Here is a 23456-nt window from a genome sequence, read left to right as displayed (position 1 = left end):
GCGGGGCTTTTCTGCGTTCAGGGCCGGATTGCGGTGCCAGAATCCGTCGGATGCCCGGCATGGGCTCGGGCGGGTTCCGGGCCGGCGGCTCGTAGGGTTGGGTCATGCGCTACGACCTCGTCATCTTCGACAACGACGGCGTGCTGGTGGACAGTGAGCCGCTCGCCAACAGCATCCTCGCCGGGTATCTGAGCGAACTGGGGCACCCGACCTCGTACGAGGACTCGCTCCGCGACTACATGGGCGCCGCGGTGCACCGCGTGCACGACCTCATCCTCGAACGGACCGGGGCGCAGCTGCCGGGTGACTTCGACGAGGAGCTGCACACACGGACCTTCGCCGCGTTCGAGCGCGAGCTGCGGCCCGTGCCGGGTGTGGAGGAAGTGCTCGGGGCGCTGACCGCCCAGGGGGTCGGGTACTGCCTGGCGTCCTCCGGCAGCCACGAGCGGATCCGCGTCGGGCACCGCGCGGCGAAGCTCGACGGATGGTTCGAAGAAGAGTGGATCTTCAGCGCGCAGGACGTGGGCAAGGGGAAGCCGGATCCCGATCTGTTCCTGCACGCGGCCCGGTCGATGGGCGTGGAGCCCTCCCGCTGTGTCGTCGTCGAGGACAGCCCGCTCGGGGTGCGGGCGGCACTGGCCGCCGGCATGGACGTGTTCGCCTTCACCTCGATGGTCCCGGCCGAGCGGCTGGGCGCCGCCACCGCGTACTTCGGTGACATGAAGCAGCTGCCGGGGCTCCTGCAACTGCCCGTGTGATCGCTCTACCCACGGGTAGCCCCTGGGCCTACGCTGAGCCGCCATGACGGTTGATGCGCGGCTGCGGCGCGGGCGCAGCGCCCTGGGATTCGCCTTCTTCGCGCAGGGTGTCACCTTCGCCCTGCTCGTGACCCGGATCCCGGCCATCCAGGACCGGTACGAGATATCCGACGGGCTGCTGCCCGTCTTCCTGGCCGCCGTGCCGATCCTCGCCGGGGTGTCGAGCGTCGCCACCGAGCATCTGGTGAAGCGGGTGGCGCCCGGTTGTGTACTGCGGTGGGCGCAGCCCCTGGTGCTGTTGTCCCTGCTCGGGGTGGGGGCCGGCGATCAGCTGTGGCACGTGGCCGTCGCCCTGGGGGCGTTCGGCCTGTCGGTGGGGGCGCTGGACGCCTCGATGAACATGCTCGGGGTCAGTCTGCAGCGGGCGTACGGGCGCAGCATCATGTTGGGCTTCCACGCCGCCTACAGTTTCGGCGGGATCCTGGGTGCATCGGCCGCGTGGGCGGGGGCGCACTGGCACCTGGACCTGTTCGTGAGTTACCTGCCGGCCGTGGCCGTGCTCTTGGCGCTGGTCCTGCTGGCGTCCCGGCGCTACGCGGACGGGGCGCCCGGGGCGCTCGACGCGGCCCAGGGGTGGCCCGCGAGGGGCGGGAAGCTGCTGCTGCCGCTCTGCCTGGTGATGGCCTGCGCGTACATCGGCGATTCGACGGTGGCGAACTGGAGTGCCAAGTACCTCCAGGACGTGCTGGGAAGCTCGGAGCAGCTGGCGACGGTTCCGTACAACGTCTACATGGTGACCACGCTGGTCGGGCGGGCCGTCGGGGACCTGGGCGTGCGGCGCTTGGGGGCCGCGGCGGTGGTGCGGGGCGGGACGGTGGTCGCGGCCTGCGGGTTCGCCGTCGTGGCGGCCGCGCCGGGGCCGTGGGTCGGCATGCTGGGCTTCACGCTGCTGGGCATCGGGCTGTGCGTGATCGTCCCGCAGACCTTCGCCGCGGCCGGGCGGCTCTTCCCGGGGGCGTCCGACACGGCCGTGGCGCGGCTCAACATCTTCAACTATGTCGGTTTCCTGATCGGGTCCCCGCTCGTCGGTGGGATCGGTGACGCGTGGAGCTACCGGGGCGCGATGCTGGTGCCGATGGTGCTGGTCCTGGTGACCCTCTTCCACGCCCGCTCGTTCGGCTCCGACGTGGCCCGATACGGTGTCCGGCATGAGCGGCCGCGGGTTGTTGATGTGGGACGAGGCGGTAACGAAGTATGACTTCGGGCCCGGCCATCCGATGGATCCGGTGCGTCTGGCGCTGACCATGGGCCTGGTGCGCGCCTTCGGGCTGGACCGGGCCATGGAGGTGCGGGCCGCGCGGGCGGCCGGGGATTCCACGCTGAGGCTGGTGCACCGGGAGGACTACGTCGCCGCGGTGCACGAGGTGTCGGCCGATCCCGGGGTGGCCGACGGATCGTACGGGCTGGGGACGGTGGACGATCCGGCCTTCCGCGGGATGCACGAGGCGTCCGCGCTGATCGCCGGGCAGTCGGTGGCGGCGGCGGAGGCGGTCTGGCGCGGTGAGGCCGGACACGCGGTGAACTTCGCGGGCGGGCTGCACCACGCGATGCCGGGCGGGGCGGCCGGCTTCTGCGTGTACAACGACGCGGCGCTGGCGGTGGCGCGGCTGCTGGAGCTGGGCGCCGAGCGGGTCGCGTACGTGGATGTGGACGTGCACCACGGGGACGGTGTGCAGGCGGCGTTCTGGGACGATCCGCGGGTGCTGACGGTGTCGCTGCACGAGCATCCGCGGACGTTGTTCCCGCAGACCGGCTGGCCGCAGGAGACCGGTGGGGCGGCGGCCGAGGGTTCCGCGGTGAATGTCGCGCTGCCCGCCGGGACGGGCGACGAGGGATGGCTGCGCGCCTTCCACGCGACGGTGCCCGAACTGCTGGCGGACTTCCGGCCGCAGGTGCTGGTGACGCAGCACGGGGCGGACACGCACTTCGAGGACCCGTTGGCGCACCTGGCGGTGTCCCTGGACGCCCAGCGGGCCGTCCAGGAGGCCTGCCACCGGCTCGCCCACGAGCACGCGCAGGGGCGGTGGGTGGCGCTGGGCGGCGGCGGCTACGCGGTGGTGGACGTCGTGCCGCGGTCGTGGACGCACCTGGTGGCGATCGCCGCGCACCGGCCGGTCGATCCGGTGACGGCGGTGCCGGCCTCCTGGCGGGAGGAGGTGTACGCGCGGACGCGGCAGTTGGCGCCGGCCCGGATGACGGACGGTCGGACGGTGTCGTGGCGGGACTGGGAGGCGGGGTACGACCCGGCGGACCGTACGGATCAGGCCGTCCTCGCGACGCGGCGGGCGGTGTTCCCGCTGCGCGGGATGCTGACCTGACGGAGCCCGAGCCGTGGGCGTGCCGTTACGCCAACGGTGGCTGCGTTCGCGGGAATTGAGGCACCGCCGGGTGTGGTGAGGCAGCATCGGGGGGTGTTGAGCACCGGCGCGTTGCGTGCGCATCTGCTGGCCGCCCGGTTGGCCGGGCCCGTCGCCACTTCCCGGGAGGAGGGCCTGCGCAGCTACCGGCTGTTCGCGGCGCGTGATCCGCGGGTGCTGCTCGGGCTGGAGCCGGAGTGGGGCTGGGGGGAGGGTGATCTGCTGAGGCTGATGGCGCACAAGTGCGGGGTCTCGGCGGATCCGTCGCACGTCAGCGGGCCGGATGTGATCGATCCGGAGCGGACGATGGCGGGGCTGGAAGCCTTCGCGGGGCGGTTGCGGGAGGCGGCGGGGGCCCGGTCGCCCGTGCTGTTCGGGACCGGGCATCCGCAGCGGCTCCTGGGCTTCTACGCCGGATTGGCCGAGGCGATGTCGGCGGTGGGATGTGATGTCCTCACTCCGGCGCGGGGGGTGTGTGTCGACATGGCGACCCGGTTCGGCGTACGCACGCACCGCATCGATTACGTACGGGGGGTCGCACTGGTGCGGGAACCCGGCGTGCGGCCGTTGGGGAGTGCCACCGGCGCGCACTCCCATTCGCCGCTGCCGGTCCGGGTGGCGCTGGGGGCGCTCGCCGAGGCCGGCGGGCCGCTGCCGGAGCTGGTGGTGGGGGACCACGGGTGGGTTTGCGGTGCAGGTCAGCTCGGTGTGGAGGCGATCGGGCTGGCGGACACGGACGATCCCGCGCTGTTCGTGGGGGAGGCCGAGGGGCGGGTCTCGGTGGCCGTGCCGCTTGATGATGCGGTGCGTGCGGACTACTACCGACCGCTTATCCGCTATGTGCTCGATCGGGCGGGTCTGCCGCTGCGGCAGGAGTGGCCGTAGCTCCTCTTCCCCACTCGTATCACGCGCCCCTACTCTGGGGAGTGAGCGTGCGACGACGAGGAGTAACCGGAGGGGAAGCCGGTGCCCGTCATGCGCGGAAGGTCAAGGTGTGTCATGGCTGCTGGCGAGAGGCCTCTCAGTGAGGTTCAGTTCCTGACCGTGGCGGAGGTCGCCTCGGTGATGCGAGTGTCGAAGATGACCGTGTACCGGCTGGTGCACAACGGTCATCTGCCCGCGATCCGGGTGGGCCGGTCCTTCCGGGTCCCCGAGAACGCGGTTCACGAGTACCTCCGAGAGTCCTACGTGGGGGTGGAGTCGGCCTGAGACTGAGACCCCACGGCCCCTCCCGACCGGTCCGGAGGGCTCGGATTACAAGCTCGGAGCCAGGACGGGTAGGCTAGGCCGACGTAGGTCGTGTGGGCCCAGACGCCCCGCACCAGTGAAGAGAAGTGAGCGAGGGTAGTCGTGGGCTCTGTTATCAAGAAGCGGCGCAAGCGGATGGCCAAGAAGAAGCACCGCAAGCTGCTCAAGCGCACCCGCGTCCAGCGCCGTAACAAGAAGTAGACGGCAGCTGTACGTGTTTCCCGCAGCCCCTCCACCATCCTGGTGGAGGGGCTGCGGTGCAGCCGGGGGACTTCTTCGAGGGAGGCGCTGAACTCGTGGGGAAGGTCGTACTCGTCACCGGGGCTGCCCGGCAGCTGGGCGGCCGCTTCGTGCGCCGGATCCAGCGTGACCCGGAGGTCGAGCGTGTCATCGCGGTCGATGCGGTGACACCGCCGCACCGGCTCGGCTCGGCCGAGTTCGTCCGTACGGACATCAGGCAGTCGGCGATCGCCCGTGTCCTGGCCGAGCACGCCGTGGACACGGTGGTCCATTTGGCGGTCACCGGCGGCGCGGCGGGAACGGGCGGTGCGCACAGCACCGTCAAGGAAACGAACGTCATCGGGACGATGCAGCTCCTCGGGGCCTGCCAGAAGTCGCCGACGATACGGCGGCTCGTGGTGAAGTCCAGTACGAGTGTGTACGGGGGCACTTCCCGGGACCCGGCCGTCTTCACCGAGACCACGCAGCCGAAGTCGCTGCCGGCCGGCGGTTTCGCCAAGGACGCCGCTGAGGTCGAGGGCTACGTACGCGGTTTCGCGCGCAGGCGGCCGGACGTCGCGGTGTGCGTGCTGCGCTTCGCGAACATCCTGGGCCCCTTCGCGGACTCGGCGCTGGCCGAGTACTTCTCCATTCCGGTGATGCCGACCGTGCTGGGCTACGACCCGCGGCTGCAGTTCGTGCACGAGGACGACGTGCTGGACGTGCTGCGGCTGGCCGCGCGGGAGCCCCGGCGCGGGACGCTGAACAGCGGGACCTTCAACATCGCGGGTGACGGCGTCCTGCTGCTGTCGCAGTGCTCGCGGCGGCTGGGGCGGCCGACGCTGCCCCTGCCGCTGCCCGCCGTCACCTGGGTGGGGTCGGCGCTGCGGGCCGTGGGAGTGAGCGACTTCTCGCCGGAGCAGATAAGGCTTCTCACACACGGCCGGGTCGTGGAGACTTCGCAGATGCGTGAGGTCCTCGGCTTCGAGCCGGCGTACACGACCGCCGAGGCCTTCGCGGACTTCGCGCGGAGCCGGGGGAGCGGATTGCTGCCGCCCGAGCGGGTGGGGCGGGCCGTGGACCGGGTGGCGGGCATGCTGAAGGTGGACGGCGTGGACGGCGTGGACGGCGTGGACGGCGTGGACGGCGTGGACGGCGACGTCGGGGACGTCGGGGACGTCGTGGCGGACGAGGGAGCGAAGCGATAGTGGCGGACGCCAAGGTCATTCCGTTCGACGAGGACCGGCCGCGCAGGCGGCCGCGCAGGGTGCGGGCGGTGTCCGCCCCGGAGCCGGTGCCGCAGCCCGCCGCGCCCGCCGCGTCCGTTTCCACCGCGTCCCCGGGGCCCGGGGGCGAGGGCTGGGACCGGCGGATCGCGGGCGGGCTGGCCTTCCTGCGACGGCGGATCACCGGGGAGTACGAGGTCGACGACTTCGGCTACGACAAGGAACTGACGGACCAGGTCCTGATGTCCCTCATGCGGCCGCTCTTCGACAAGTACTTCCGGGTCGAGGTGAAGGGCATCGAGAACGTCCCGGCCGAGGGCGGCGCGCTGATCGTGGCGAACCACTCGGGGACGCTGCCGCTGGACGGCCTGATGCTCCAGGTCGCCGTCCACGACCACCATCCGGCGCAGCGGCACCTGCGGCTGCTCGCGGCGGACCTGGTGTTCATGCTGCCGGTGGTCAACGAGCTGGCCCGCAAGGCCGGGCACACCCTGGCGTGCGCGGAGGACGCACAGCGGCTGCTGGAGGCCGGGGAGCTGGTCGGGGTGATGCCGGAGGGCTTCAAGGGGATAGGGAAGCCGTTCGGGGAGCGGTACAAGCTCCAGCGCTTCGGGCGGGGCGGGTTCGTCTCCACCGCGCTGCGGGCGGGGACGCCGATCGTGCCGTGCTCGATCGTGGGGGCGGAGGAGATCTACCCGATGGTCGGCAACGCGAAGACGCTGGCGAGGCTGCTGGGGGTGCCCTACTTCCCGATCACGCCCACGTTCCCGTGGCTGGGGCCGCTGGGGGCGGTGCCGTTGCCGACGAAGTGGACGATCCAGTTCGGCGAGCCGATCCAGACGTCGGGGTACGCCGCGGAGGCGGCGGAGGACCCGATGTTGATGTTCAACCTGACGGACGAGGTGCGGGAGCAGATCCAGCACACGCTGTACAAACTGCTGGTGCAGCGGCGGTCGGTGTTCTTCTGACCCGACCGGGCGCGGACCGGGTACGGCCGGACCGGGTACGGCCGGACGCCCGGAGCGTCCGCGGGCACGGAAGGGCGGCGGAGCTGCGTGTGCACCTCCGCCGCCCTTGCGCGTGTGGCCCGGCCGCTACTCGGCGTCCTCCGCGTTGATGCCCAGGCCCGGGAGGATGCCCGGGAGCAGGGGCGGGAGGGTGATGTCCGGCTTGGCCTGCTCCGGGGTGCCCGTGGAGGGCGGAGCCGACTGCCCGGCCGGCGGGTGCAGCAGGTCGCCCGTACCGCCCAGCAGGCCGCCCGTCGCCGGGGGGCTGGACGCTGCCCGACGGGGACGGGGCGGGGCTGCTGCCCGACGGCGTGCCGTGGCTGGGCGGGGGCTGCTGCTTGCCGCTGGGGGTACCCGGCTTGGCGGAGGAGCCGGGGGAGCCGGAGCCACGGGTCTGCTCCGGGGGCTTGGGGAGCAGGCCCTGGAGCGGCGCCACGTCTTCGTCTATGGCCCGGAAGACCGACTCCACCTCGCCGCCCACGTCGGTGAGCTGCGCCGGGAGCTTCTCCCGGAGCCGGCCCCACGCGTCGCGGTGGGAGAGGGAGAACGAGGACAGCGTCTGGATCGGGCCGAGCGAGCCGTCCCGTTCATAGGCTGCCTGGAGGAGGCGGTGGCCCTCCTCCGCGTCGTGCTTCATTCCCGCCAGTGCGCGGCGGATCGCGCCCAGGGACTCATGGTCCAGTACGCCGGTCCGGCCGCGCTCCATCAGCCGGCGGGCCTCGGACAGGCGGTTCGAGGCCTGGTCGAGGTAGAGCTCGCCCCGGTCCGAATCGTCCTCGGCCATGCCGAGCTTCAGGTCCTCCATGCCCCGTTTCACGGGGTAGAGGTGGTCACCGGGCAGGGCGTCGGTACTGGCAGCGGCCACGCCGCTGAAGGCCCCCGCGGCCACACCCACGGTGAGGCCGCCCGCTGCGATGCCCTTGGACCAGCGGGAGCGGGGACGCAATTTCCGGAGCGGGGTCGCCCGGTGGGCGCCGCGGCCGGTCCGCTGTTCGGGCACTTGAGGGTCCGAGGCCGCACCGCCCCCCGCCCTCTGCTCCAGCACCATGGCCTCCATGGCGGCAACGAGCTGGGCCCGTTGCACCACTTTGACGTCCGGGTCCAGCACCGGGCGCGGCATTCTTTCGCCGAGCACGCTCGCCAGGGCCAACAACCGGTCGTGGTCAGCAGGTTCGGCAGGTGCCTCGGACTGCTCGGCCGCCGGGTCCGGTTCCGAAAGATTGGACTGGGTCCGATCCTCCAGGGCCTGGGCGAAGGCGTTCGCCCGCCGGTGCGGAGTCACGTTCGCGATCACTGGCGGCACCTCCTCTCGTCATGACGATCGACTCCCCTAGGTGTCCGGAAGGTTGCCTTCCTTGAGCACATCCACACTTTCGAGTGAGCGGCTTCGGGTAGGGCGTGTCCAAAGGGAGCCTGCATTCCGCACAACGAGCGTCGCGGCACTTGGGTTACGGACGAAGGATGATCGGACCACAGCGTCATCGAGGGGTCACCGGGTGTATGTGAGGTCGTGTCGTTCTGGACGGGGTGTCTGGGGGGTGTGGAGGGGTCAGCGGGCGTCGTCCGGGAGCAGGCGGGCCAGGGTGCGGACCGCCCGGTACTGGAGCGTCTTGATGGCGCCCTCGTTCTTCCCCATCACGCGGGCCGTCTCGGCGACGGACAGGCCCTGCAGGAAGCGCAGGGTCACGCACTCCTGCTGCTGCGGGTTGAGTTTGCGTACGGCCTCCAGCAGGGCCGCGTTGGAGAGGGACTCCAGGACGGAGTCCTCGGGGCTGCGCTCGACCTCGTTGGCGTCGAGCATCTCGCCGGTGGTCACTTCCAGCCGGAAGCGGCTGGACTTGAAGTGGTCCGCCACCAGGTTGCGGGCGATCGTCACGAGCCAGGCGCCGAAGTCGCGCCCCTGCCAGGTGAAGGTGGAGATGCGGCGCAGCGCGCGCAGGAACGTCTCGCTGGTGAGGTCCTCCGCGGTCGCCTTGCCGCCGACGCGGTAGTAGATGTAGCGGTAGACCGTGTCGCTGTACTGGTCGTAGAGGCGGCCGAAGGCCTCGGCCTCGCCGGCCTGGGCGCGTTCGACCAGGTCCATCATGCGGGCCTGGTCGCTGTCCGCGGTGGGGCGGCGGGGGGTGGCCTGTGTGTTCGTACCGGCTGCGCCGTTCGAGCCTGCGGTGGCGCGGCCTCGTCTGCCGACCGTCGCTCCGCCGTCGGTCAGGGCATAGCAAGGGCCGGCCGGACCGAGGCCGGCAACGGCGAGGGCGGGGACGGCGTACGCGGTGGGGACGAAGCCGCGCAGGTGGTCGAGGACCGTTGCGCGCAGCGTAGCCAGGCCCGAGGCGTCAACCCCGACAGGTGGGTACACGGGACTCCCAGAGGCAGAGCTTCCATCACGTGCAGTGCGGGACCGTTCACCCCGTCGTGGCGACAGATGGCCGGTGGCATGCATTTGAGGAGAATAACGCTTCGTACAGGCAGCGCTACACCCAGTTGCCTAAATCACCGGTTCCGACACTTCTGTTGCGTGTCCAAGGCATATTCGGTCGCAGTTGGTGATCGATTCCTGATCACTTGCATGCGCGGAATGGAAGCTTCCGGTGGGCTCCGGACCGAGTCGGGCGGGCCGGCGTGGTGCGCGGCGGGCACGGGTAGAGGTGGGCGGGCAGGCGGCGGCGGGCGTGCGGCGGCCCGGGAGCGCGCATGAGCCCGGGCGGGCGGCGGTGCGGGGGCGGCTCGCGTTACTTGCGGCGGCGGTGCAGGGCGATGGCGGCGGCCGCGCCGCCCGCGATCGCGCCGACGCCGGCGGCGGCCGGGACGCCGACCTTCACGGCCTTGCGGCCGGTGCGATAGTCGCGCAGCCGCCAGTCATTGGTCCGGGCATGCTTGCGCAGTTTTGTGTCGGGATTGATCGCGTACGGATGTCCGACCAGCGACAGCATCGGGATGTCGTTGTGCGAATCGCTGTAGGCGGCGCAGCGGTCCAGGTCCAGGCCCTCGGCGGCGGCCAGGGCGCGGACCGCCTCCGCCTTGGCGGGGCCGTGCAGCGGTTCGCCGACCAGGCGGCCGGTGTAGATCCCGTCGACGGATTCGGCGACGGTGCCCAGCGCCCCGGTCAGGCCGAGCCTGCGGGCGATGATCGTGGCCGTCTCCACGGGGGCGGCGGTGACCAGCCACACCTTCTGGCCGGCGTCGAGGTGGGCCTGGGCCAGGGCGCGGGTGCCCGGCCAGATCCGCTCGGCCATGTACTCGTCGTAGATCTCCTCGCCGATGGCCATCAGCTCGGAGACCTTGTGGCCCTTGACGATGGACAGGGCGCTGTCTCGCGCGTCCTGCATGTGCTCGGGGTCCTCGACGCCGGCCAGCCGGAACCAGGCCTGCTGCCAGGCGAAGCGGGCGAGCTCGCGGCGGCGGAAGAACTCGCGCTTGTAGAGGCCGCGGCCGAAGTGGAAGATCGCGGCGCCCTGCATGACCGTGTTGTCGAGGTCGAAGAAGGCGGCGGCGAGGTCGTCTCCGGCGACCGGGAACTCCGGCTCCGGCAGTTCCTCGGCGAGCCGCGCGAGCTCCTCGGACTCCGGGGCGGCAGCACCGGGCGCCGCGTCGATGACGAGCGGCGCTCCGGCCTGAGCGGTCTTGCGGGCGGCCTCGGCCGAGGCCTCGCCAGCCAGCACGCTCCGCGCGGTGGCGGAGCGCCTACGGGGGGTGAGCCATCCCAGAGCGGCCATGACGCGAGCATAGCCACTGTGTTCGGGAGTTCCCGAACCGATGGGAAACGGAGGCGTGAACTCTTCAGGGGCTGCGCCGCCGCACGCGGCCCGGGCGGGCGGTGGCGCCGGGCGGACGCGGGAGAATGAGTACATGAGCCCTTTGTTGCGCCGCAAGGAGAAGAAGCGTCCCGCCGAGCGGATGGTGACGCTCATCGGGAAGCCGGGGTGCCACCTGTGCGACGACGCCCAGGAGGTCATCGAGAAGGTCTGCGCGCAGACCGGCGCGCAGTGGGAGAAGAAGGACATCTCGCAGGACGAGGACCTCTACCGCCGGCACTGGGAGCAGATTCCGGTGGTGCTGGTCGACGGCGAGCAGCACACCTTCTGGCGGGTGGACGCGGACCGGCTGCGGCGGGCGCTGGAGGGTTGATACGCCGCCCGGTTACCGCCATGGGTGGTTTGTGCGGTCTCGGGGGCGTATCTGTGAGGAGTGTGCACGGTTTTGCCCCCTTCGGGATTTGAACGGGTTCGGCGCGGCGGTGGTTCCGGCCCGGCGTGCCGGAGTTGCGTGACCCCGGTCACTTTGCGCGGACAAAACGGACACAATCTTTGTGCACGCGTTCACAAAGGCATAGCCTGCTGTCGACGGGGCGGCCCTGGGACAAGTGGCCGCCTGCAGCCCCGCTCATCCCGCAGGAGCATCGTGGCAACTGGCCGAACTCACCGACCGGCGACCCGCAGCCGAGGTATTCCCGAGGCCACTGTCGCGCGGCTTCCGCTGTACTTGCGTGCCCTCACCGCGCTCTCCGAGCGATCGGTGCCCACGGTGTCCTCCGAGGAACTCGCGGCCGCCGCCGGAGTGAACTCCGCGAAGCTGCGCAAGGACTTCTCCTACCTCGGCTCCTACGGAACCCGCGGCGTCGGCTACGACGTCGAGTACCTCGTCTACCAGATCTCCCGCGAGCTCGGACTGACCCAGGACTGGCCGGTCGTCATCGTCGGCATCGGCAACCTCGGCGCCGCACTGGCCAATTACGGCGGTTTCGCCTCCCGCGGCTTCCGCGTGGCCGCGCTGATCGACGCCGACCCCGCGATGGCGGGCAAGCCCGTGGCGGGGATTCCCGTCCAGCACACCGACGACCTCGAAAAGATCATCGAGGACAACGGCGTCTCGATCGGGGTCATCGCGACCCCGGCCGGCGCTGCGCAGCAGGTCAGCGAGCGGCTGATCGCGGCCGGCGTCACCTCCATCCTGAACTTCGCCCCCACCGTGCTCTCCGTGCCCGACGGCGTGGACGTGCGCAAGGTCGACCTGTCGATCGAACTTCAGATCCTGGCGTTCCACGAGCAGCGCAAGGCCGGCGAGGAAGCCGCCGCCTCGGCCGCCTCGGGGGGTTCCTCCGCGGGCGGCGCCGCCCCGGCCGCGGCCGTGGTCCCGCCGGCCGGCCGCGCCACCGCCGTCGCGCGCAAGGGCAACCCCGACGGTGACGTGCCGGCGGTGATGCCGGCATGAGCCTGCTCGTCGTAGGGCTGAGCCACCGCAGCGCACCGGTGAGCGTGCTGGAGCGCGCCTCGCTGTCGGTGGACGCCAAGCTGAAGCTGCTGCACGACACCCTCGCCGCCGAGCCGGCGTCGGAGGCGGCGGTGCTCGCCACGTGCAACCGGATCGAGCTGTACGCGGACGTGGACAAGTTCCACGCCGGTGTCGCCGAGCTGTCCACGCTGCTCGCACAGCACAGCGCAGTCGCGCTGGAGGAGCTCACTCCTTATCTGTACGTGCACTACGAGGACCGCGCGGTGCACCACCTCTTCTCGGTGGCGTGCGGGCTGGACTCGATGGTCGTGGGCGAGGGCCAGATCCTCGGACAGATCAAGGACGCGCTGGCACTGGGACAGGAGCAGCACACCGCCGGACGGCTGATCAACGACCTGTTCCAGCAGGCCCTGCGGGTCGGCAAGCGGGCGCACTCCGAGACGGGGATCGACCGCGCGGGCCAGTCGCTGGTGACGTTCGGGCTGGAGCAGCTGACGGCCGGGCGCGAGCCGGTGGCCGCATGGGCGGCCGGCAAGCGGGCGCTGGTGATCGGCGCCGGGTCGATGTCCTCGCTGGCGGCCGCGACGCTGGCGCGGGTCGGCGTCGCCGAGGTCGTGGTCGCGAACCGGACCGCGGAGCGGGCCGAGCGGCTCGCCGGGATTCTGGTTGCCTCAGGCACGGGAGTGCGGGCGTCGGCCGTCGCGATGTCGGCGGTCGCCGAGGAACTGGCACGAGTCGACGTGGTCGTCTCCTGTACCGGCGCCACCGGACTGGTGCTGACCGCTGACGACGTGCTCGCCGCTGTGTCCCGGGACTCCGCGGACGGCCTCGCGCCGGGCGGGCCGGCCGCGGTTTCCCCCGGCGCGGGGCTCGCGGCCGTGCCGCAGGGACCCGCCGCGGCCGGACCCGCCTCGGCGGCGGCCGCAGGGGTCGACCCGGAGGTCGTGGCCAGGCTGGTGGCCGCCGCGCGGGACGGCGGCAGACTGGCGGACGCCGGCGCCGCGCGGACCATCGCGGCCGCGGTGGAGGCCGACGGCTGCCCCGTGGGCGCCGACGGGCGGGCCGCGCTGACCGGGGTCGACGCCACCTCACTCGAACTGCACGGGACCTGGGCCGACCAGGGCGAGGCCGCCGCGCACCGGCAGCCCCGGCGCAGCACCCGCACCCACGCCGAAGGCGGGTCCGCGCGGCTGGCGCTGCTGGACCTGGCGATGCCGCGGGACATCGACGCGGCCGTGCACCGGATCCCCGGTGTCCGGCTCGTGGACATCGAGTCGCTCGCGGAGGCGTCCGCCGACGCCCCGATGGCGGCCGACGTCGACGCGGTGCGAGCGATAGTCACCGCGGAGGTGTCCGCCTTCGGGGCGGCGCAGCGGGCCGCGCACATCACGCCCACCGTCGTCGCGCTGCGGGCCATGGCGGCCGAGGTCGTCGCCATGGAAGTGGCCCGGCTCGACGGGCGGGTGCCCGATCTCGACGAACGGCAGCGGGCCGAGGTCACCCAGACCGTGCGCCGCGTCGTCGACAAACTGCTCCACGCGCCGACCGTGCGCGTCAAACAGCTCGCGAGCGAACCCGGCGGCGCCGGGTACGCCGAGGCGCTGCGCGAACTCTTCGATCTCGACCCGCAGACGGTGGCCTCCGTCAGCCGGGCGGACGAGGCCGACAAGAACGACGACTCAGGACGGGCATCATGAATCCACGTCTCGACGAGCCCCTCCGGCTCGGCACGCGACGCAGCAAGCTGGCCATGTCCCAGTCAGGCCATGTCGCCGAGGCGGTACGGGCGGTCACCGGCCGGCCCGTCGAGCTCGTGGAGATCACGACCTACGGCGACGTCTCGCGGGAGCACCTCGCGCAGATCGGCGGCACGGGCGTCTTCGTCACGGCCCTGCGCGACGCGCTGCTGCGCGGCGAGGTCGACTTCGCCGTGCACTCGCTGAAGGACCTGCCGACCACGCAGCCCGACGACCTCGTGATCGCGGCCATGCCGCGGCGCGAGGACGCCCGGGACGCGCTCGTCGCACGGGACGGCCTGACCTTCGAGCAGCTGCCGGACGGGGCCCGCATCGGTACCGGTTCGCCGCGGCGGACGGCCCAGCTCAACCACCTGGCGCTGTCCCTCGGCAAGCGGATCGAGACCGTGCCCATCCGCGGCAACGTCGACACCCGGATCGGCTTCGTGCGGGACGGCGAGCTCGACGCCGTCGTCCTGGCGGCGGCCGGACTGAACCGGATGGGGCGCGGTGGCGAGGCGACCGACCTGCTGGCGGTCGACAGCGTCCTGCCGGCCCCCGGCCAGGGAGCCCTGGCCGTGGAGTGCCTGGCTTCCGACGCCGACCTCATCGCCGTGCTCGGCGAGCTCGACGACCCGTACACGCGGGCCGCCGTGACCGCGGAGCGTTCCCTGCTCGCCGCCCTGGAGGCCGGCTGCAGCGCACCCGTGGGCGCGTTCGCCGACCTGCTGGCCGACGGGCAGATTGTCAATGAAATGCGCCTGCGCGGCGTCGTCGGAACGCTCGACGGCACGACGCTGGTGCAGCTGTCCACCACCGGACCCGTGCCCCAGTCGTATGACGAGGCCATGGCGCTCGGCCGCGAACTCGCGGACGAGATGCTGGCCAAGGGCGCGGCCGGTCTTATGGGGGAGCGATCGCTTTGAACCCCTCAAGTCCGACCACCTCCGCTTTTCCGGTCGTCGCCGCCCACGGACACGTCACCTTCCTCGGTGCCGGCCCAGGCGACCCGGGTCTGCTGACGCTGCGCGCCGTCGAGGCGCTCGCCGCCGCGGACGTACTGATCGCGGAGCCCGAGGTGCTCGACGTCGTACGGACGCATGCGCGTGCGGGTGTCGACACGCCGCAGCTGACGATCGCTGACGAGATGTCAGCAGCCGCCGGTGTCCCGGTGATCCGGGACGCGGCCAATCTTGTCATGGAGGCCGCCCGCTCCGGCAGGCGGGTCGTCCGTGCCGTCACCGGTGACCCCGGGCTCGACGGGAACGCGGCCGAGGAGATGCTCGTCTGCGCCACCGAGGGGATCCCCTTCGAGGTGGTGCCGGGCGTCGCGACCGCCGTCGGCGTGCCCGCCTACGCGGGGGTGCCGCTGCGCGACAAGCAGGGCGCGGACGTGCGGTTCGTGGACGCGCGGACCGCGTCGGCGCGCTGCTGGACCGAGGTCGGGGCGAGCGACGGCATCCTCGTCGTCTCCGCGACCCTGGAGACGGTCCCGGCGGCGGCCGCCGAGCTGGTCGGCGCCGGGCGCAAGCCCGACACCCCGCTGACCGTGACCGTCGCCGGTACGACCACGCGGCAGCGGACCTGGTCCGCGACGCTGGGCACCATCGCCCAGGTGTTCAAGCAGGGCAAGGTGCTCCCCTCGCCCGAGGGGGCCCGGCCGGTCATAGCCGTGGTCGGGGAGCACAGCGCCGCCGCGCGGCGCGAGGAGATGGCCTGGTTCGAGTCGAAGCCGCTGTTCGGCTGGCGGGTGCTCGTACCGCGCACCAAGGAGCAGGCCGCCTCGCTCTCCGACCAGCTGCGTTCGTACGGCGCGGTGCCGCACGAGGTGCCGACCATCGCCGTGGAGCCGCCGCGGACCCCGCAGCAGATGGAGCGGGCCGTGAAGGGCCTGGTGACGGGCCGCTACGAGTGGATCGCGTTCACCTCGGTCAACGCCGTGAAGGCGGTGCGGGAGAAGTTCGAGGAGTACGGGCTCGACGCGCGGGCCTTCGCGGGCATCAAGGTCGCGGCGGTGGGCGAGCAGACCGCGGCCGCGCTCGTCGAGTTCGGTGTGAAGCCGGACCTGGTGCCGAGCGGGGAGCAGTCCGCGGCCGGGCTGCTGGAGGACTGGCCGCCCTACGACCCGGTCTTCGACCCGATCGACCGGGTGTTCCTGCCGCGGGCGGACATCGCGACGGAGACGCTGGTCGCCGGGCTGATCGAGCTCGGGTGGGAGGTCGACGACGTCACGGCCTACCGGACCGTGCGGGCGTCGCCGCCGCCTGCGGACACGCGTGAGGCGATCAAGGGCGGCGGCTTCGACGCCGTGCTCTTCACCTCGTCGAGCACCGTGCGCAACCTCGTCGGGATCGCCGGGAAGCCGCACAACGTGACCGTCATCGCGTGCATCGGGCCGGCGACGGCCAAGACGGCGGAGGAGCACGGCCTGCGGGTGGACGTGCTCTCGCCGGAGCCGAGCGTCGGCAAGCTGGCGGAGGCGCTCGCCGAGTACGGGGCCGCGCGCCGTGAGGCGGCCAAGCAGGCCGGCGAGACGGTGTTCCGGCCGAGTGAGCGGCGGCCGGGGGCGCGCAGGCGCCGGACCACCTAGCGGTGGGCCGAGCGGGCCGAGCAGTACGAGGGCGGGGTCCGGCGCGGGTGCGCCGGGCCCCGCCCTCGTCGGTGGCCCGCCGGGGCCGGGGGCGGGCCGAAACCGTCCCCGGGCCGGGGGCGGGTCCGGGTGAGGCCCGGGCCGTGTGCCGGGGGGCGGGCCCTACGCTGGTTCGGACTGTTCTCGATGCGCGAAGAGGCGACTAGAAGATGAGCACGTACGGATCCTTCCCCGGCTCGCGGCCCCGCCGGCTGCGCACCACCCCGGCGATGCGGCGGATGGTCGCGGAGAACCGGCTGCACCCCTCGGACCTGATCCTCCCCGCGTTCGTACGGGAGGGCATCAGCGAGCCCCTGGCGATCTCGGCGATGCCCGGCGTCGTCCAGCACACCCGGGACACGCTGCGGAAGGCCGCCGTGGAGGCGGTCGAGGCGGGGGTCTCGGCGATCATGCTGTTCGGTGTCCCGGCCGACGAGAACAAGGACGCGCTGGGCACGGCGGGCACCGAGCCGGACGGGATCCTGCAGGTCGCGATCCGTGATGTGAAGGCCGAGGTCGGGGATGATCTGGTGATCATGTCCGACCTGTGTCTGGACGAGTACACCGACCACGGGCACTGCGGCGTGCTGGACGAGCACGGGCGCGTGGACAACGACGCGACGCTGGAGCGGTACGCCGAGATGGCGCAGGTCCAGGCCGACGCGGGTGTGCACGTGGTGGGCCCGAGCGGGATGATGGACGGCCAGGTCGGCGTCATCCGCGACGCGTTGGACGAGACCGGGCACGAGGACGTGTCCATCCTGGCGTACACGGCCAAGTACTCGTCGGCCTTCTACGGGCCCTTCCGTGAGGCCGTCGCCTCCACGCTCCAGGGCGACCGCAAGACCTACCAGCAGGACCCGGCGAACGCCCGGGAGTCCCTGCGGGAGCTGGCGCTCGACCTGGAGGAGGGCGCGGACATGGTCATGGTCAAGCCGGCCGGCCCCTACCTCGACATCCTGTACCGGGTCGCGCAGGCGGTGGACGTCCCGGTGGCGGCGTACCAGATCAGCGGCGAGTTCGCGATGATCGAGGCGGCGGCGGAGAAGGGCTGGATCGAGCGGGACAGGGCCATCCTGGAGACCCTGCTGGGCATCAAGCGGGCGGGCGCCGACACGATCCTCACGTACTGGGCGACCGAGGTCGCGGGCTGGCTGCGGGGCGCCTGATCCGCTCTACGGCCAGTCGACGAGGCCGTTGAAGACGACGAAGTCGAGGACGACGCCGGCCGGGGCGATGACGGCCAGCCACACCCTGGCGGCGGCGTGCCGCCGCTGCCAGGGCAATCCCCACGCGGCGGCCAACACGGCCAGTACCACCAGCAGTCCGAAGCCGAAGGCGCCGAAGGCGGTGCCGTACGAGGCGTCGAACCGGTCGCTCGCCGCGTCACCGCAGGAGTCGCAGGCCATCGGCGACAGCCCGACGAAGAAGAACGCGACGGCCGCGAGCGGCAGCGTGAGCAGGGTGGAGACGAGCGGCGCGACGAACGCACGGGGGTGGCGAGCGGTGTCCGGGGTCATAATCATCGGCACCATCACCAACCACCAGAAGGCCGACTGGGAAGCCGCCATGCGGACGTTCTGCAGCGCGCTGTGGGGCGCGACGGCATGGGGTCAGACCCGGCACGGCCTCCAGTGGGCGCACACCACGGGTCCGTACGGGGCGACGGCGGCCACGGGCAGTCAGCCGGTGATGACCGTCCTGAACGACGTGGCGATCAAGATCAGCGACTGTCTGCGCGAGTACGCGGAAGCCGCCGTCGAGCTGAACCACGACGTCTTCGAAGAGCTCAAGCGGGCCATGAAGCAGGCCGCCATGAGCATCATCGAGGACTTGGAGAAGGCCAAGGAGAAGCCCAGCGTCAAGAGCATCGTCGGCGCGGTCACCAGTGTGGCCAGCGGGGTCGGCGGGGTCACCGGGCTCCTGCTGAAGTTCGACGTCAACACGGTCATGAAGCTGGACAAGGCCAAGCTGAACCGGATCGTGGACAAGTACACCGGCATCGTGGACGGCCTCACCACGCGCATGAACGCGCTCCAGGACGTCCTGGACGAAGCGCACCGGAGCGCCCCGAAGTTCGAGGCCGGCGTCGCCCGCGCCCACGGCTTCGGCTCCCGCTCCCTGGAAGACTTCAAGAGCACCTCGCAGACCTGGCTGAAGATCGACTCGGCCACCGGCAAGTACACGCTGGACCTGGCGGCCAACGAGTACATGAACGACGGCCACACACTGGACAAGCACGTGGGCAAGACGGACGAGCAGCTGGCGCAGCGCCTGCGCGACCAGCAACAGAACGGCCCGACCCAGGCCTGGCCGTACGGCAAGCCGAAGCCGAGCGCCTCCTCGGCCTTCCCGGACTACCAGCGGGCGCAGGAACTCACCCAGTACAACCTCAACCAGAACGCCGCAGCGATCGAGGCTTGGATCAAGGGTCCGCCGCCACCGCCCGAGGGGGATGTGGAGCCCTTCACGTCGACGGCGCCCAATGGCGAGGTCAGCGGCCGCAGTGTGAGCAAGCAGCCGACAAATCCGGCCGATCCGCTGTCCGGATACAAGACGGGCGGCATCAAAGCCGAGGCGCAGGATGTGACGGGCATCGAGACGAGGCTCAAGTACGACAGCAGCCGCAATCCTCCGTTCACCGTCATGACGTCCATGCCCGGCAAGTGAGAAAGGCTCTTCGAAGATGTCCATCGACCAGGCGTCCTGGGAGTCGGCGGTACAGCACCTGTACGAGGACGGGTTCGCGTTCATCGCCACCGGTCCGCGCAAGCACGAGGACTGGCAGGCCGACGTGCTCGCCGTCATGGAACGGGCCGTCCCCGACCCGCGCGGCTGGGCGGGGCTCGACCCGATCGCGCACGAACGCACTGCGGAGCACCCCGCCGTCCCGTTCTGCCGCCCGGCCTTTAGGGACGATCCGGCCCGCCCGCTCACCCCGGCCGACGTCGGGGAACGGCTGTACGAGATTGACCGTGCGAGCGCCGAGAATCTCCTGCTCGCACTCACCGACGACGGCTGCACCCTGCGGAACCTGGAAAGGTTCAGTGAGAGCTTCGACGAGCTGCAGGAAATGGCTCGCACCATTCTCGGCCGCTACGGGGACACATTCACCTGTCACAGCAACCTCGGCCAAGCCAGGCGCACGGGCAAGCTGGACTTCGGGGGGAAACCCATGGGCTGGACGCCGATGACCTTTTACGGGGAGGACTGCGGCCTGGTCATCGTCTCCGACACCGAAGTCGGGCTGTTCTGGGCATTCGGCGACATCTGAGCCCTGGGAGGATCAATCCGTGCCGACCCGATCCACCGAGGCCGCCCCCTGGGACGCCGCGCTGCTGCGGCTCCTGGAGGACGTCTTCACCTTCGCCAGGAGCGGCCCCCGGTCGCACGAGGACTGGGCCGAGGACGTCCGCGCCGTCATGGAGCGGTCGGTCGCCGATCCACGGGGCTGGTCCGCCCTGGATCCGGAGACGTTCAAGGAGGGACGGGAGGTCGGCTTCCCCTCCTACCCGTTCCGTGCGACGGCCGCCGAGGACCTGCGCGCCGGGCTCCGGCCGATCACGGCCGGCGCCGCCGTCGAGCTGCTCGCCTCGCTCGCGCAGGAGTGGTTCTTCGAGGGCTCGCCGGTCCGGTCCCGGGAGGACCGGGACGCGGTGCTCGCGGACGCCCGGACCCTGCTGGACCGGTTCGGCCCCGATGCGGCGTTCTGGACCTCATCCGACCTCGCCCGCGGCTCCGACGCGCCCGACTTCCTGGCGCGGGACCTGGAAGGCGGGCATCCCTTCACCGACTACATGATGGACCTCGGCCTGATCGCGGTGTCGGCGGACGAGGTCGGCGTCTTCTGGTCGTTCAACGCGAATTGAGACAATGATCCGATGCTGACCCGATCCTCCACCTACCCCGACCGGGAGACCGCGCAGTGGGCCACCCAGCAGGTGGTGACCGCCAACGAGCAGGTCATCCACCGCTGGCTCGCCCAGGGGACGCGGGCCCGCCTCACCCTTGAGGCCGCCTGGCCGTCCCGTGAGGAGCCCGTCGGCCGGGTGCAGCTGGAGGCGATGCTGCTCGTCGGCCAGGGGCCCGTCGACGTCCGCGCCGCCCGCGTCGTCCTGCGCCGTGAGCCCGCCAGCCCGTACGGATTCGTCGTCCTGACGACCGTCCCGTTCTACCCGTAGAGGCGACCGACCGTGTCCATGAAGCCCCTCGAACACGACCGGCGCTACGGCGAGCTCGACCAGGTGCTGCGCGCCTACCTCGGCCAGCCCGCCGACGACACGGCGGAGCAGCGCAGCCGTGCGCTGGACGCCTACCTGCGCCACACCTGGCACACCCGCCCCTGGGCCATCGCGGAGGCGGAGCGCCAGCTGCGCGAGTACGGCCGCAACCCTCCGGGGCGCCTGCGGATCGACCTCGGCGAGTTCTACGCCGTCCCCGACGTCGGGATCCCGCAGGCCGCGATCGGCGACTGGCTGTTCGTGCTCGCCGACCACCTCAAGCAGAGCATCGAGGACGGCGAGGTGCCGCCCCCGGCGAACCCGCAGACGCACTGGGAGTGGCACGCGCGGTTCCCGGAGACGGCGCAGCTGCTGGGCGGCTGGTTCTCGCAGGACATCGTCGACGAGTTCCCCGACCACGAGGCGGCGGTCGCGGACTACGCCGCCACCACCGACCCGCAGATCGTCGCCCGCCTCGTCGGTGAGCTGCACGAACTGATCGCCCTCCCGCTGGACGAGGGCGACTACGCCCTGGCCGCCGCTGAGCTCGGCATGGAGGTCAACCCGCCCGAGCCGTTCTCGTACGGAGCGTGGTTCCGGACGGTGGCGGCGACCCTGACCGCCGGCTGACGGCCGGGAGCCGGGGGCTCCCGGCTCGCGCCGCCCCTGCCGCGGGCGCACCCTGGAGGGAAGGGTGACCCCCTGGAGGTGATGCACCATGGCCACGCTCGTCGGGTGGCATGTGGAGCTCGAATTCACCGAGGAGGGCCACCGCACCAGTGCGGCGGCCCTGGTCAGACTCGGGGACGGCTCCGAGATCAAGGCGCGGGGCTACGCCCTGCGTCACCCCTCCGACCCGGAGCAGCTGAGGGTCGGGGAAGAGATCGCGGGTGCTCGCGCGCTCATGGATCTCGCGTCGCAGATGCTGCAGAAGGCCCACGCCGAGATCGACGAGGCGACGGGCCGGCATTCCTATTCGCTCAATGGCTGAGCGGGTACGCGCCGTCGGCGTGCCGAGGGGCTTCTCCTGGTGAGGAGCCCCTCAGCGCGTCCTGCTGCGGAACAGGACCGCGGACAGGGCCACGGCCGCGGCCGTGATGCCCGCGCACCAGGTCAGGGCCACCCAGGGCGCGTCCCCGGCGGGTTGGGCCAGGAGCAGGGCGCGCAGGGATTCGATCACGGGGGTCAGCGGCTGGTGGTCGGCGAAGCCGTGCAGCCAGCCGGGCATGGTGTCGATGGGGACGAAGGCGCTGGACGGGTACGGCAGGAACATCATCAGGAAGGTGAAGCCGCCCGCCGCCTCCGGGGACTTGGCGAGCAGGCCGAGTGCGGCGGCCAGCCACGAGATCGCCGTGATGTACGTCAGCAGCAGGCCGGCCGCGGCGAGGAAGGCGGCCGGGCCCGCCTGGGGCCGGAAGCCGATCGCGAGGGCCACGGCGAGGACCAGGGTGGTGGAGATCAGGTTGCGCAGGACCGAGGCGGTGACGTGTCCGGCGAGGATGGGGATGCCGCCGATGTCGAGGGAGCGGAAGCGGTCGATGACGCCGTTCGTCATGTCCTCGGCGACGCTGACGGCGGTGGAGGCCGCGCCGAAGCCCGCGCAGAGCAGCATGGCGCCGGGGACCACGTACGTCACGTACGCCGTCCCGGTGTCGATGGCGCCGCCGAAGAAGTAGACGAAGATCAGCATCAGCATGACGGGCAGCATCAGGGCCGCGATCAGGGCGTCGGGTCGGCGGCTGCTGATGCGCAGGCTGCGGCCGGCGAGGGTCAGGGCGCTCACGGGTACGGCGGTCATCGGTCGGCTCCCGTCAGGGTGAGGAACACGTCGTCGAGGGTGGCGCTGCGGACGGTGAAGCGGTCCACGGCGGTGCGGTCCGGGTCGAGTTCGTCGAGCAGGGCACGGACGTGGGCGGCGGTGCCGTCGGTGGGCAGGCCGAGGGTGAGCCCGTCGGGGTCGAGGTGGACGGCGCGCGGGGCGAGGGCCTCGTAGGCGGCGCCGGTGGCCAGGGTCAGCTCCAGGCGGTGTCCGGCGACGCGCGCCTTCAGTTCGGCCGGGGTGCCCTCGGCGGCGATGCGGCCGCCGGAGAGGACGGCGACGCGGTCGGCGAGCCGGTCGGCCTCCTCCAGGTACTGGGTGGTGAGCAGGACGGTGGTGCCGTCGGCGCGCAGTTCCCGTACGAGGTCCCACAGGTCCTGGCGGCTGCGCGGGTCGAGGCCGTTGGTCGGCTCGTCCAGGAAGACCACCTCGGGGCGGGAGACGAGGCTCGCGGCGAGGTCGAGGCGTCGGCGCATGCCGCCGGAGTACGTCTTCGCGGTGCGGCCGGCGGCCTCGGTGAGGCCGAAGCGGGCGAGGAGCTCGTCGGCGCGGGTGCGGGCGGCGCGCGGGGAGAGCCCGGCGAGGCGGCCCATCATGCGGAGGGTCTCGGTGCCGGTCAGGAGCTCGTCGAGGGCGGCGAACTGGCCGGTGAGGGAGATGAGTTCGCGGACGCGGGCCCGTGCGGTGACGGTGTCGTGTCCGGCGACGCGGGCGGTTCCGGCGTCGGCGGCGGTGAGGGTGGCGAGGATCCGGACCGTGGTGGTCTTGCCGGCGCCGTTGGGGCCGAGGAGGGCGAGGACGCTGCCGCGCGGGACGGCGAGGTCGATGCCGTCGAGGACGCGGAGGTCGCCGTAGGACTTGGTCAGACCGGTGGCGTGGATGCCGAGGTCGCCGGAGGCGTGCGTGGTCATGAGGGATGGTGCTCCCTTCCCAGCTTCTCGCTTCTGC

At 71.8% G+C, this 23456-nt stretch carries 25 protein-coding genes and 1 pseudogene; 20 read left to right on the top strand and 6 right to left on the bottom strand.

Translation table 11 applies throughout. The annotated features are described in order from the left end of the window. Nucleotides 1-104: 104 nt before the first annotated feature. From AMK16_RS12590 to AMK16_RS12555, 8 genes are all read left to right on the top strand, one after another. Nucleotides 105-758 carry an HAD family hydrolase gene (locus AMK16_RS12590; RefSeq protein WP_073913345.1) on the top strand — a complete coding sequence of 218 codons (654 nt, stop codon included), beginning with the start codon at nt 105-107 and terminating at the stop codon, nt 756-758. 43 nt (nt 759-801) lie between these two features. After that, complete coding sequence (locus AMK16_RS12585; RefSeq protein ID WP_073913341.1) at nt 802-2016, top strand: MFS transporter; 1215 nt, start codon at nt 802-804, stop codon at nt 2014-2016. Then, nucleotides 1967-3136, top strand: a complete 1170-nt coding sequence (locus AMK16_RS12580; RefSeq protein WP_073913338.1) for an acetoin utilization protein AcuC — start codon at nt 1967-1969, stop codon at nt 3134-3136. The genes AMK16_RS12585 and AMK16_RS12580 overlap by 50 nt, the downstream gene beginning before the upstream one ends. A 93-nt stretch (nt 3137-3229) precedes the next feature. Continuing rightward, complete coding sequence (locus tag AMK16_RS12575) at nt 3230-4060, top strand: phosphatase (RefSeq protein WP_073913741.1); 831 nt, start codon at nt 3230-3232, stop codon at nt 4058-4060. A 114-nt stretch (nt 4061-4174) separates the two neighbouring features. Next, on the top strand, nt 4175-4384 hold the full coding sequence (locus tag AMK16_RS12570; protein ID WP_008738568.1) for a helix-turn-helix domain-containing protein: 210 nt from the start codon (nt 4175-4177) through the stop codon (nt 4382-4384). Nucleotides 4385-4525: 141 nt separating this feature from the next. Then, complete coding sequence (locus AMK16_RS12565; protein WP_003948845.1) at nt 4526-4624, top strand: 30S ribosomal protein bS22; 99 nt, start codon at nt 4526-4528, stop codon at nt 4622-4624. 95 nt (nt 4625-4719) lie between these two features. Further along, nucleotides 4720-5850, top strand: coding sequence for an NAD-dependent epimerase/dehydratase family protein (locus AMK16_RS12560; RefSeq protein WP_242438691.1), 1131 nt, complete (start codon nt 4720-4722; stop codon nt 5848-5850). Then, entirely contained in the window at nt 5850-6836 is a 987-nt protein-coding gene (locus AMK16_RS12555; RefSeq protein ID WP_073913335.1) for a lysophospholipid acyltransferase family protein, read from the top strand. The genes AMK16_RS12560 and AMK16_RS12555 overlap by 1 nt, the downstream gene beginning before the upstream one ends. A 126-nt stretch (nt 6837-6962) precedes the next feature. On the opposite strand, the pseudogene AMK16_RS37160 reads toward AMK16_RS12555, so the two are convergent. The 3 genes and pseudogenes from AMK16_RS37160 to AMK16_RS12540 all read right to left on the bottom strand — a co-directional run bounded on the left by AMK16_RS37160 (nt 6963) and on the right by AMK16_RS12540 (nt 10588). Beyond that, nucleotides 6963-8169: pseudogene (locus AMK16_RS37160) on the bottom strand (DUF5667 domain-containing protein). Between the two features lie 255 nt (nt 8170-8424). Then, nucleotides 8425-9231, bottom strand: coding sequence for an ECF subfamily RNA polymerase sigma factor, BldN family (locus AMK16_RS12545; RefSeq protein WP_073913331.1), 807 nt, complete (start codon nt 9229-9231; stop codon nt 8425-8427). A gap of 373 nt (nt 9232-9604) precedes the next feature. Next, nucleotides 9605-10588, bottom strand: a complete 984-nt coding sequence (locus AMK16_RS12540; protein WP_073913328.1) for an HAD family hydrolase — start codon at nt 10586-10588, stop codon at nt 9605-9607. Nucleotides 10589-10721: 133 nt separating this feature from the next. On the opposite strand from AMK16_RS12540, the gene AMK16_RS12535 reads away from it, so the two are divergent. From AMK16_RS12535 to hemB, 6 genes are all read left to right on the top strand, one after another. After that, nucleotides 10722-11000, top strand: coding sequence for a glutaredoxin family protein (locus tag AMK16_RS12535; RefSeq protein ID WP_073913325.1), 279 nt, complete (start codon nt 10722-10724; stop codon nt 10998-11000). Between the two features lie 273 nt (nt 11001-11273). Next, the gene (locus AMK16_RS12530; protein WP_073913321.1) at nt 11274-12083 is read left to right on the top strand and encodes a redox-sensing transcriptional repressor Rex; all 810 of its coding nucleotides are present in this window, start codon (nt 11274-11276) and stop codon (nt 12081-12083) included. Then, nucleotides 12080-13801, top strand: a complete 1722-nt coding sequence (locus tag AMK16_RS12525) for a glutamyl-tRNA reductase (protein WP_073913317.1) — start codon at nt 12080-12082, stop codon at nt 13799-13801. The genes AMK16_RS12530 and AMK16_RS12525 overlap by 4 nt, the downstream gene beginning before the upstream one ends. Continuing rightward, nucleotides 13798-14766 carry a hydroxymethylbilane synthase gene (gene hemC / locus AMK16_RS12520; protein WP_073913314.1) on the top strand — a complete coding sequence of 323 codons (969 nt, stop codon included), beginning with the start codon at nt 13798-13800 and terminating at the stop codon, nt 14764-14766. The genes AMK16_RS12525 and hemC overlap by 4 nt, the downstream gene beginning before the upstream one ends. Beyond that, a complete protein-coding gene (locus tag AMK16_RS12515; RefSeq protein WP_073913311.1) occupies nt 14763-16430 on the top strand; it encodes a uroporphyrinogen-III synthase in 1668 nt (555 codons plus the stop codon). Before hemC ends, AMK16_RS12515 begins: the two co-directional genes overlap by 4 nt. Before the next feature lie 209 nt (nt 16431-16639). After that, a complete protein-coding gene (hemB, locus tag AMK16_RS12510) occupies nt 16640-17638 on the top strand; it encodes a porphobilinogen synthase (protein ID WP_073913307.1) in 999 nt (332 codons plus the stop codon). 6 nt (nt 17639-17644) lie between these two features. Here hemB and AMK16_RS12505 read toward each other — a convergent pair whose 3' ends face one another. Then, nucleotides 17645-17989 carry a hypothetical protein gene (locus AMK16_RS12505; RefSeq protein WP_073913303.1) on the bottom strand — a complete coding sequence of 115 codons (345 nt, stop codon included), beginning with the start codon at nt 17987-17989 and terminating at the stop codon, nt 17645-17647. On the opposite strand from AMK16_RS12505, the gene AMK16_RS12500 reads away from it, so the two are divergent. The 6 genes from AMK16_RS12500 to AMK16_RS12475 all read left to right on the top strand — a co-directional run bounded on the left by AMK16_RS12500 (nt 17976) and on the right by AMK16_RS12475 (nt 21680). After that, a complete protein-coding gene (locus AMK16_RS12500) occupies nt 17976-19139 on the top strand; it encodes an RNase A-like domain-containing protein (RefSeq protein WP_143196811.1) in 1164 nt (387 codons plus the stop codon). The two genes, AMK16_RS12505 and AMK16_RS12500, sit on opposite strands and share 14 nt — an antisense overlap. Nucleotides 19140-19155: 16 nt before the next feature. Further along, on the top strand, nt 19156-19743 hold the full coding sequence (locus tag AMK16_RS12495) for a hypothetical protein (RefSeq protein WP_073913296.1): 588 nt from the start codon (nt 19156-19158) through the stop codon (nt 19741-19743). A gap of 19 nt (nt 19744-19762) precedes the next feature. Further along, on the top strand, nt 19763-20338 hold the full coding sequence (locus AMK16_RS12490; RefSeq protein ID WP_079191465.1) for a hypothetical protein: 576 nt from the start codon (nt 19763-19765) through the stop codon (nt 20336-20338). Nucleotides 20339-20350: 12 nt separating this feature from the next. Further along, nucleotides 20351-20650, top strand: coding sequence for an RNase A-like domain-containing protein (locus tag AMK16_RS12485; RefSeq protein WP_073913292.1), 300 nt, complete (start codon nt 20351-20353; stop codon nt 20648-20650). A 12-nt stretch (nt 20651-20662) separates the two neighbouring features. After that, nucleotides 20663-21319 (top strand): contact-dependent growth inhibition system immunity protein, encoded by a 657-nt coding sequence (locus tag AMK16_RS12480; RefSeq protein ID WP_073913288.1) that lies wholly within the window; start codon nt 20663-20665, stop codon nt 21317-21319. Between the two features lie 88 nt (nt 21320-21407). After that, nucleotides 21408-21680: a DUF1876 domain-containing protein gene (locus AMK16_RS12475; protein WP_073913284.1), complete on the top strand. Its 273-nt coding sequence runs from the start codon at nt 21408-21410 to the stop codon at nt 21678-21680. 51 nt (nt 21681-21731) lie between these two features. Here AMK16_RS12475 and AMK16_RS12470 read toward each other — a convergent pair whose 3' ends face one another. Then, entirely contained in the window at nt 21732-22487 is a 756-nt protein-coding gene (locus AMK16_RS12470) for an ABC transporter permease (protein WP_073913280.1), read from the bottom strand. Further along, nucleotides 22484-23419 (bottom strand): ATP-binding cassette domain-containing protein, encoded by a 936-nt coding sequence (locus AMK16_RS12465; protein ID WP_073913277.1) that lies wholly within the window; start codon nt 23417-23419, stop codon nt 22484-22486. Before AMK16_RS12465 ends, AMK16_RS12470 begins: the two co-directional genes overlap by 4 nt. Nucleotides 23420-23456: the final 37 nt, after the last annotated feature.

Source organism: Streptomyces sp. CB00455 (assembly GCF_001905445.1).
Taxonomy (GTDB): domain Bacteria; phylum Actinomycetota; class Actinomycetes; order Streptomycetales; family Streptomycetaceae; genus Streptomyces.
The sequence above is the reverse complement of the archived record's forward strand: the minus strand, read 5'-3'. Positions and strand labels throughout refer to the sequence as shown.

Bases quoted from the DNA above. Each gene is read 5' to 3' on its own strand.
- AMK16_RS12470 (WP_073913280.1), bottom strand. From the start codon at position 22,487: ATGACCGCCGTACCCGTGAGCGCCCTGACCCTCGCCGGCCGCAGCCTG.
- AMK16_RS12570 (WP_008738568.1), top strand. From the start codon at position 4,175: ATGGCTGCTGGCGAGAGGCCTCTCAGTGAGGTTCAGTTCCTGACCGTG.
- AMK16_RS12585 (WP_073913341.1), top strand. From the start codon at position 802: ATGACGGTTGATGCGCGGCTGCGGCGCGGGCGCAGCGCCCTGGGATTC.
- AMK16_RS12485 (WP_073913292.1), top strand. From the start codon at position 20,351: ATGCTGACCCGATCCTCCACCTACCCCGACCGGGAGACCGCGCAGTGG.
- hemC (WP_073913314.1), top strand. From the start codon at position 13,798: ATGAATCCACGTCTCGACGAGCCCCTCCGGCTCGGCACGCGACGCAGC.
- hemB (WP_073913307.1), top strand. From the start codon at position 16,640: ATGAGCACGTACGGATCCTTCCCCGGCTCGCGGCCCCGCCGGCTGCGC.
- AMK16_RS12590 (WP_073913345.1), top strand. From the start codon at position 105: ATGCGCTACGACCTCGTCATCTTCGACAACGACGGCGTGCTGGTGGAC.
- AMK16_RS12525 (WP_073913317.1), top strand. From the start codon at position 12,080: ATGAGCCTGCTCGTCGTAGGGCTGAGCCACCGCAGCGCACCGGTGAGC.
- AMK16_RS12535 (WP_073913325.1), top strand. From the start codon at position 10,722: ATGAGCCCTTTGTTGCGCCGCAAGGAGAAGAAGCGTCCCGCCGAGCGG.
- AMK16_RS12495 (WP_073913296.1), top strand. From the start codon at position 19,156: ATGTCCATCGACCAGGCGTCCTGGGAGTCGGCGGTACAGCACCTGTAC.
- AMK16_RS12475 (WP_073913284.1), top strand. From the start codon at position 21,408: ATGGCCACGCTCGTCGGGTGGCATGTGGAGCTCGAATTCACCGAGGAG.
- AMK16_RS12580 (WP_073913338.1), top strand. From the start codon at position 1,967: ATGAGCGGCCGCGGGTTGTTGATGTGGGACGAGGCGGTAACGAAGTAT.
- AMK16_RS12505 (WP_073913303.1), bottom strand. From the start codon at position 17,989: ATGACCCCGGACACCGCTCGCCACCCCCGTGCGTTCGTCGCGCCGCTC.
- AMK16_RS12540 (WP_073913328.1), bottom strand. From the start codon at position 10,588: ATGGCCGCTCTGGGATGGCTCACCCCCCGTAGGCGCTCCGCCACCGCG.
- AMK16_RS12465 (WP_073913277.1), bottom strand. From the start codon at position 23,419: ATGACCACGCACGCCTCCGGCGACCTCGGCATCCACGCCACCGGTCTG.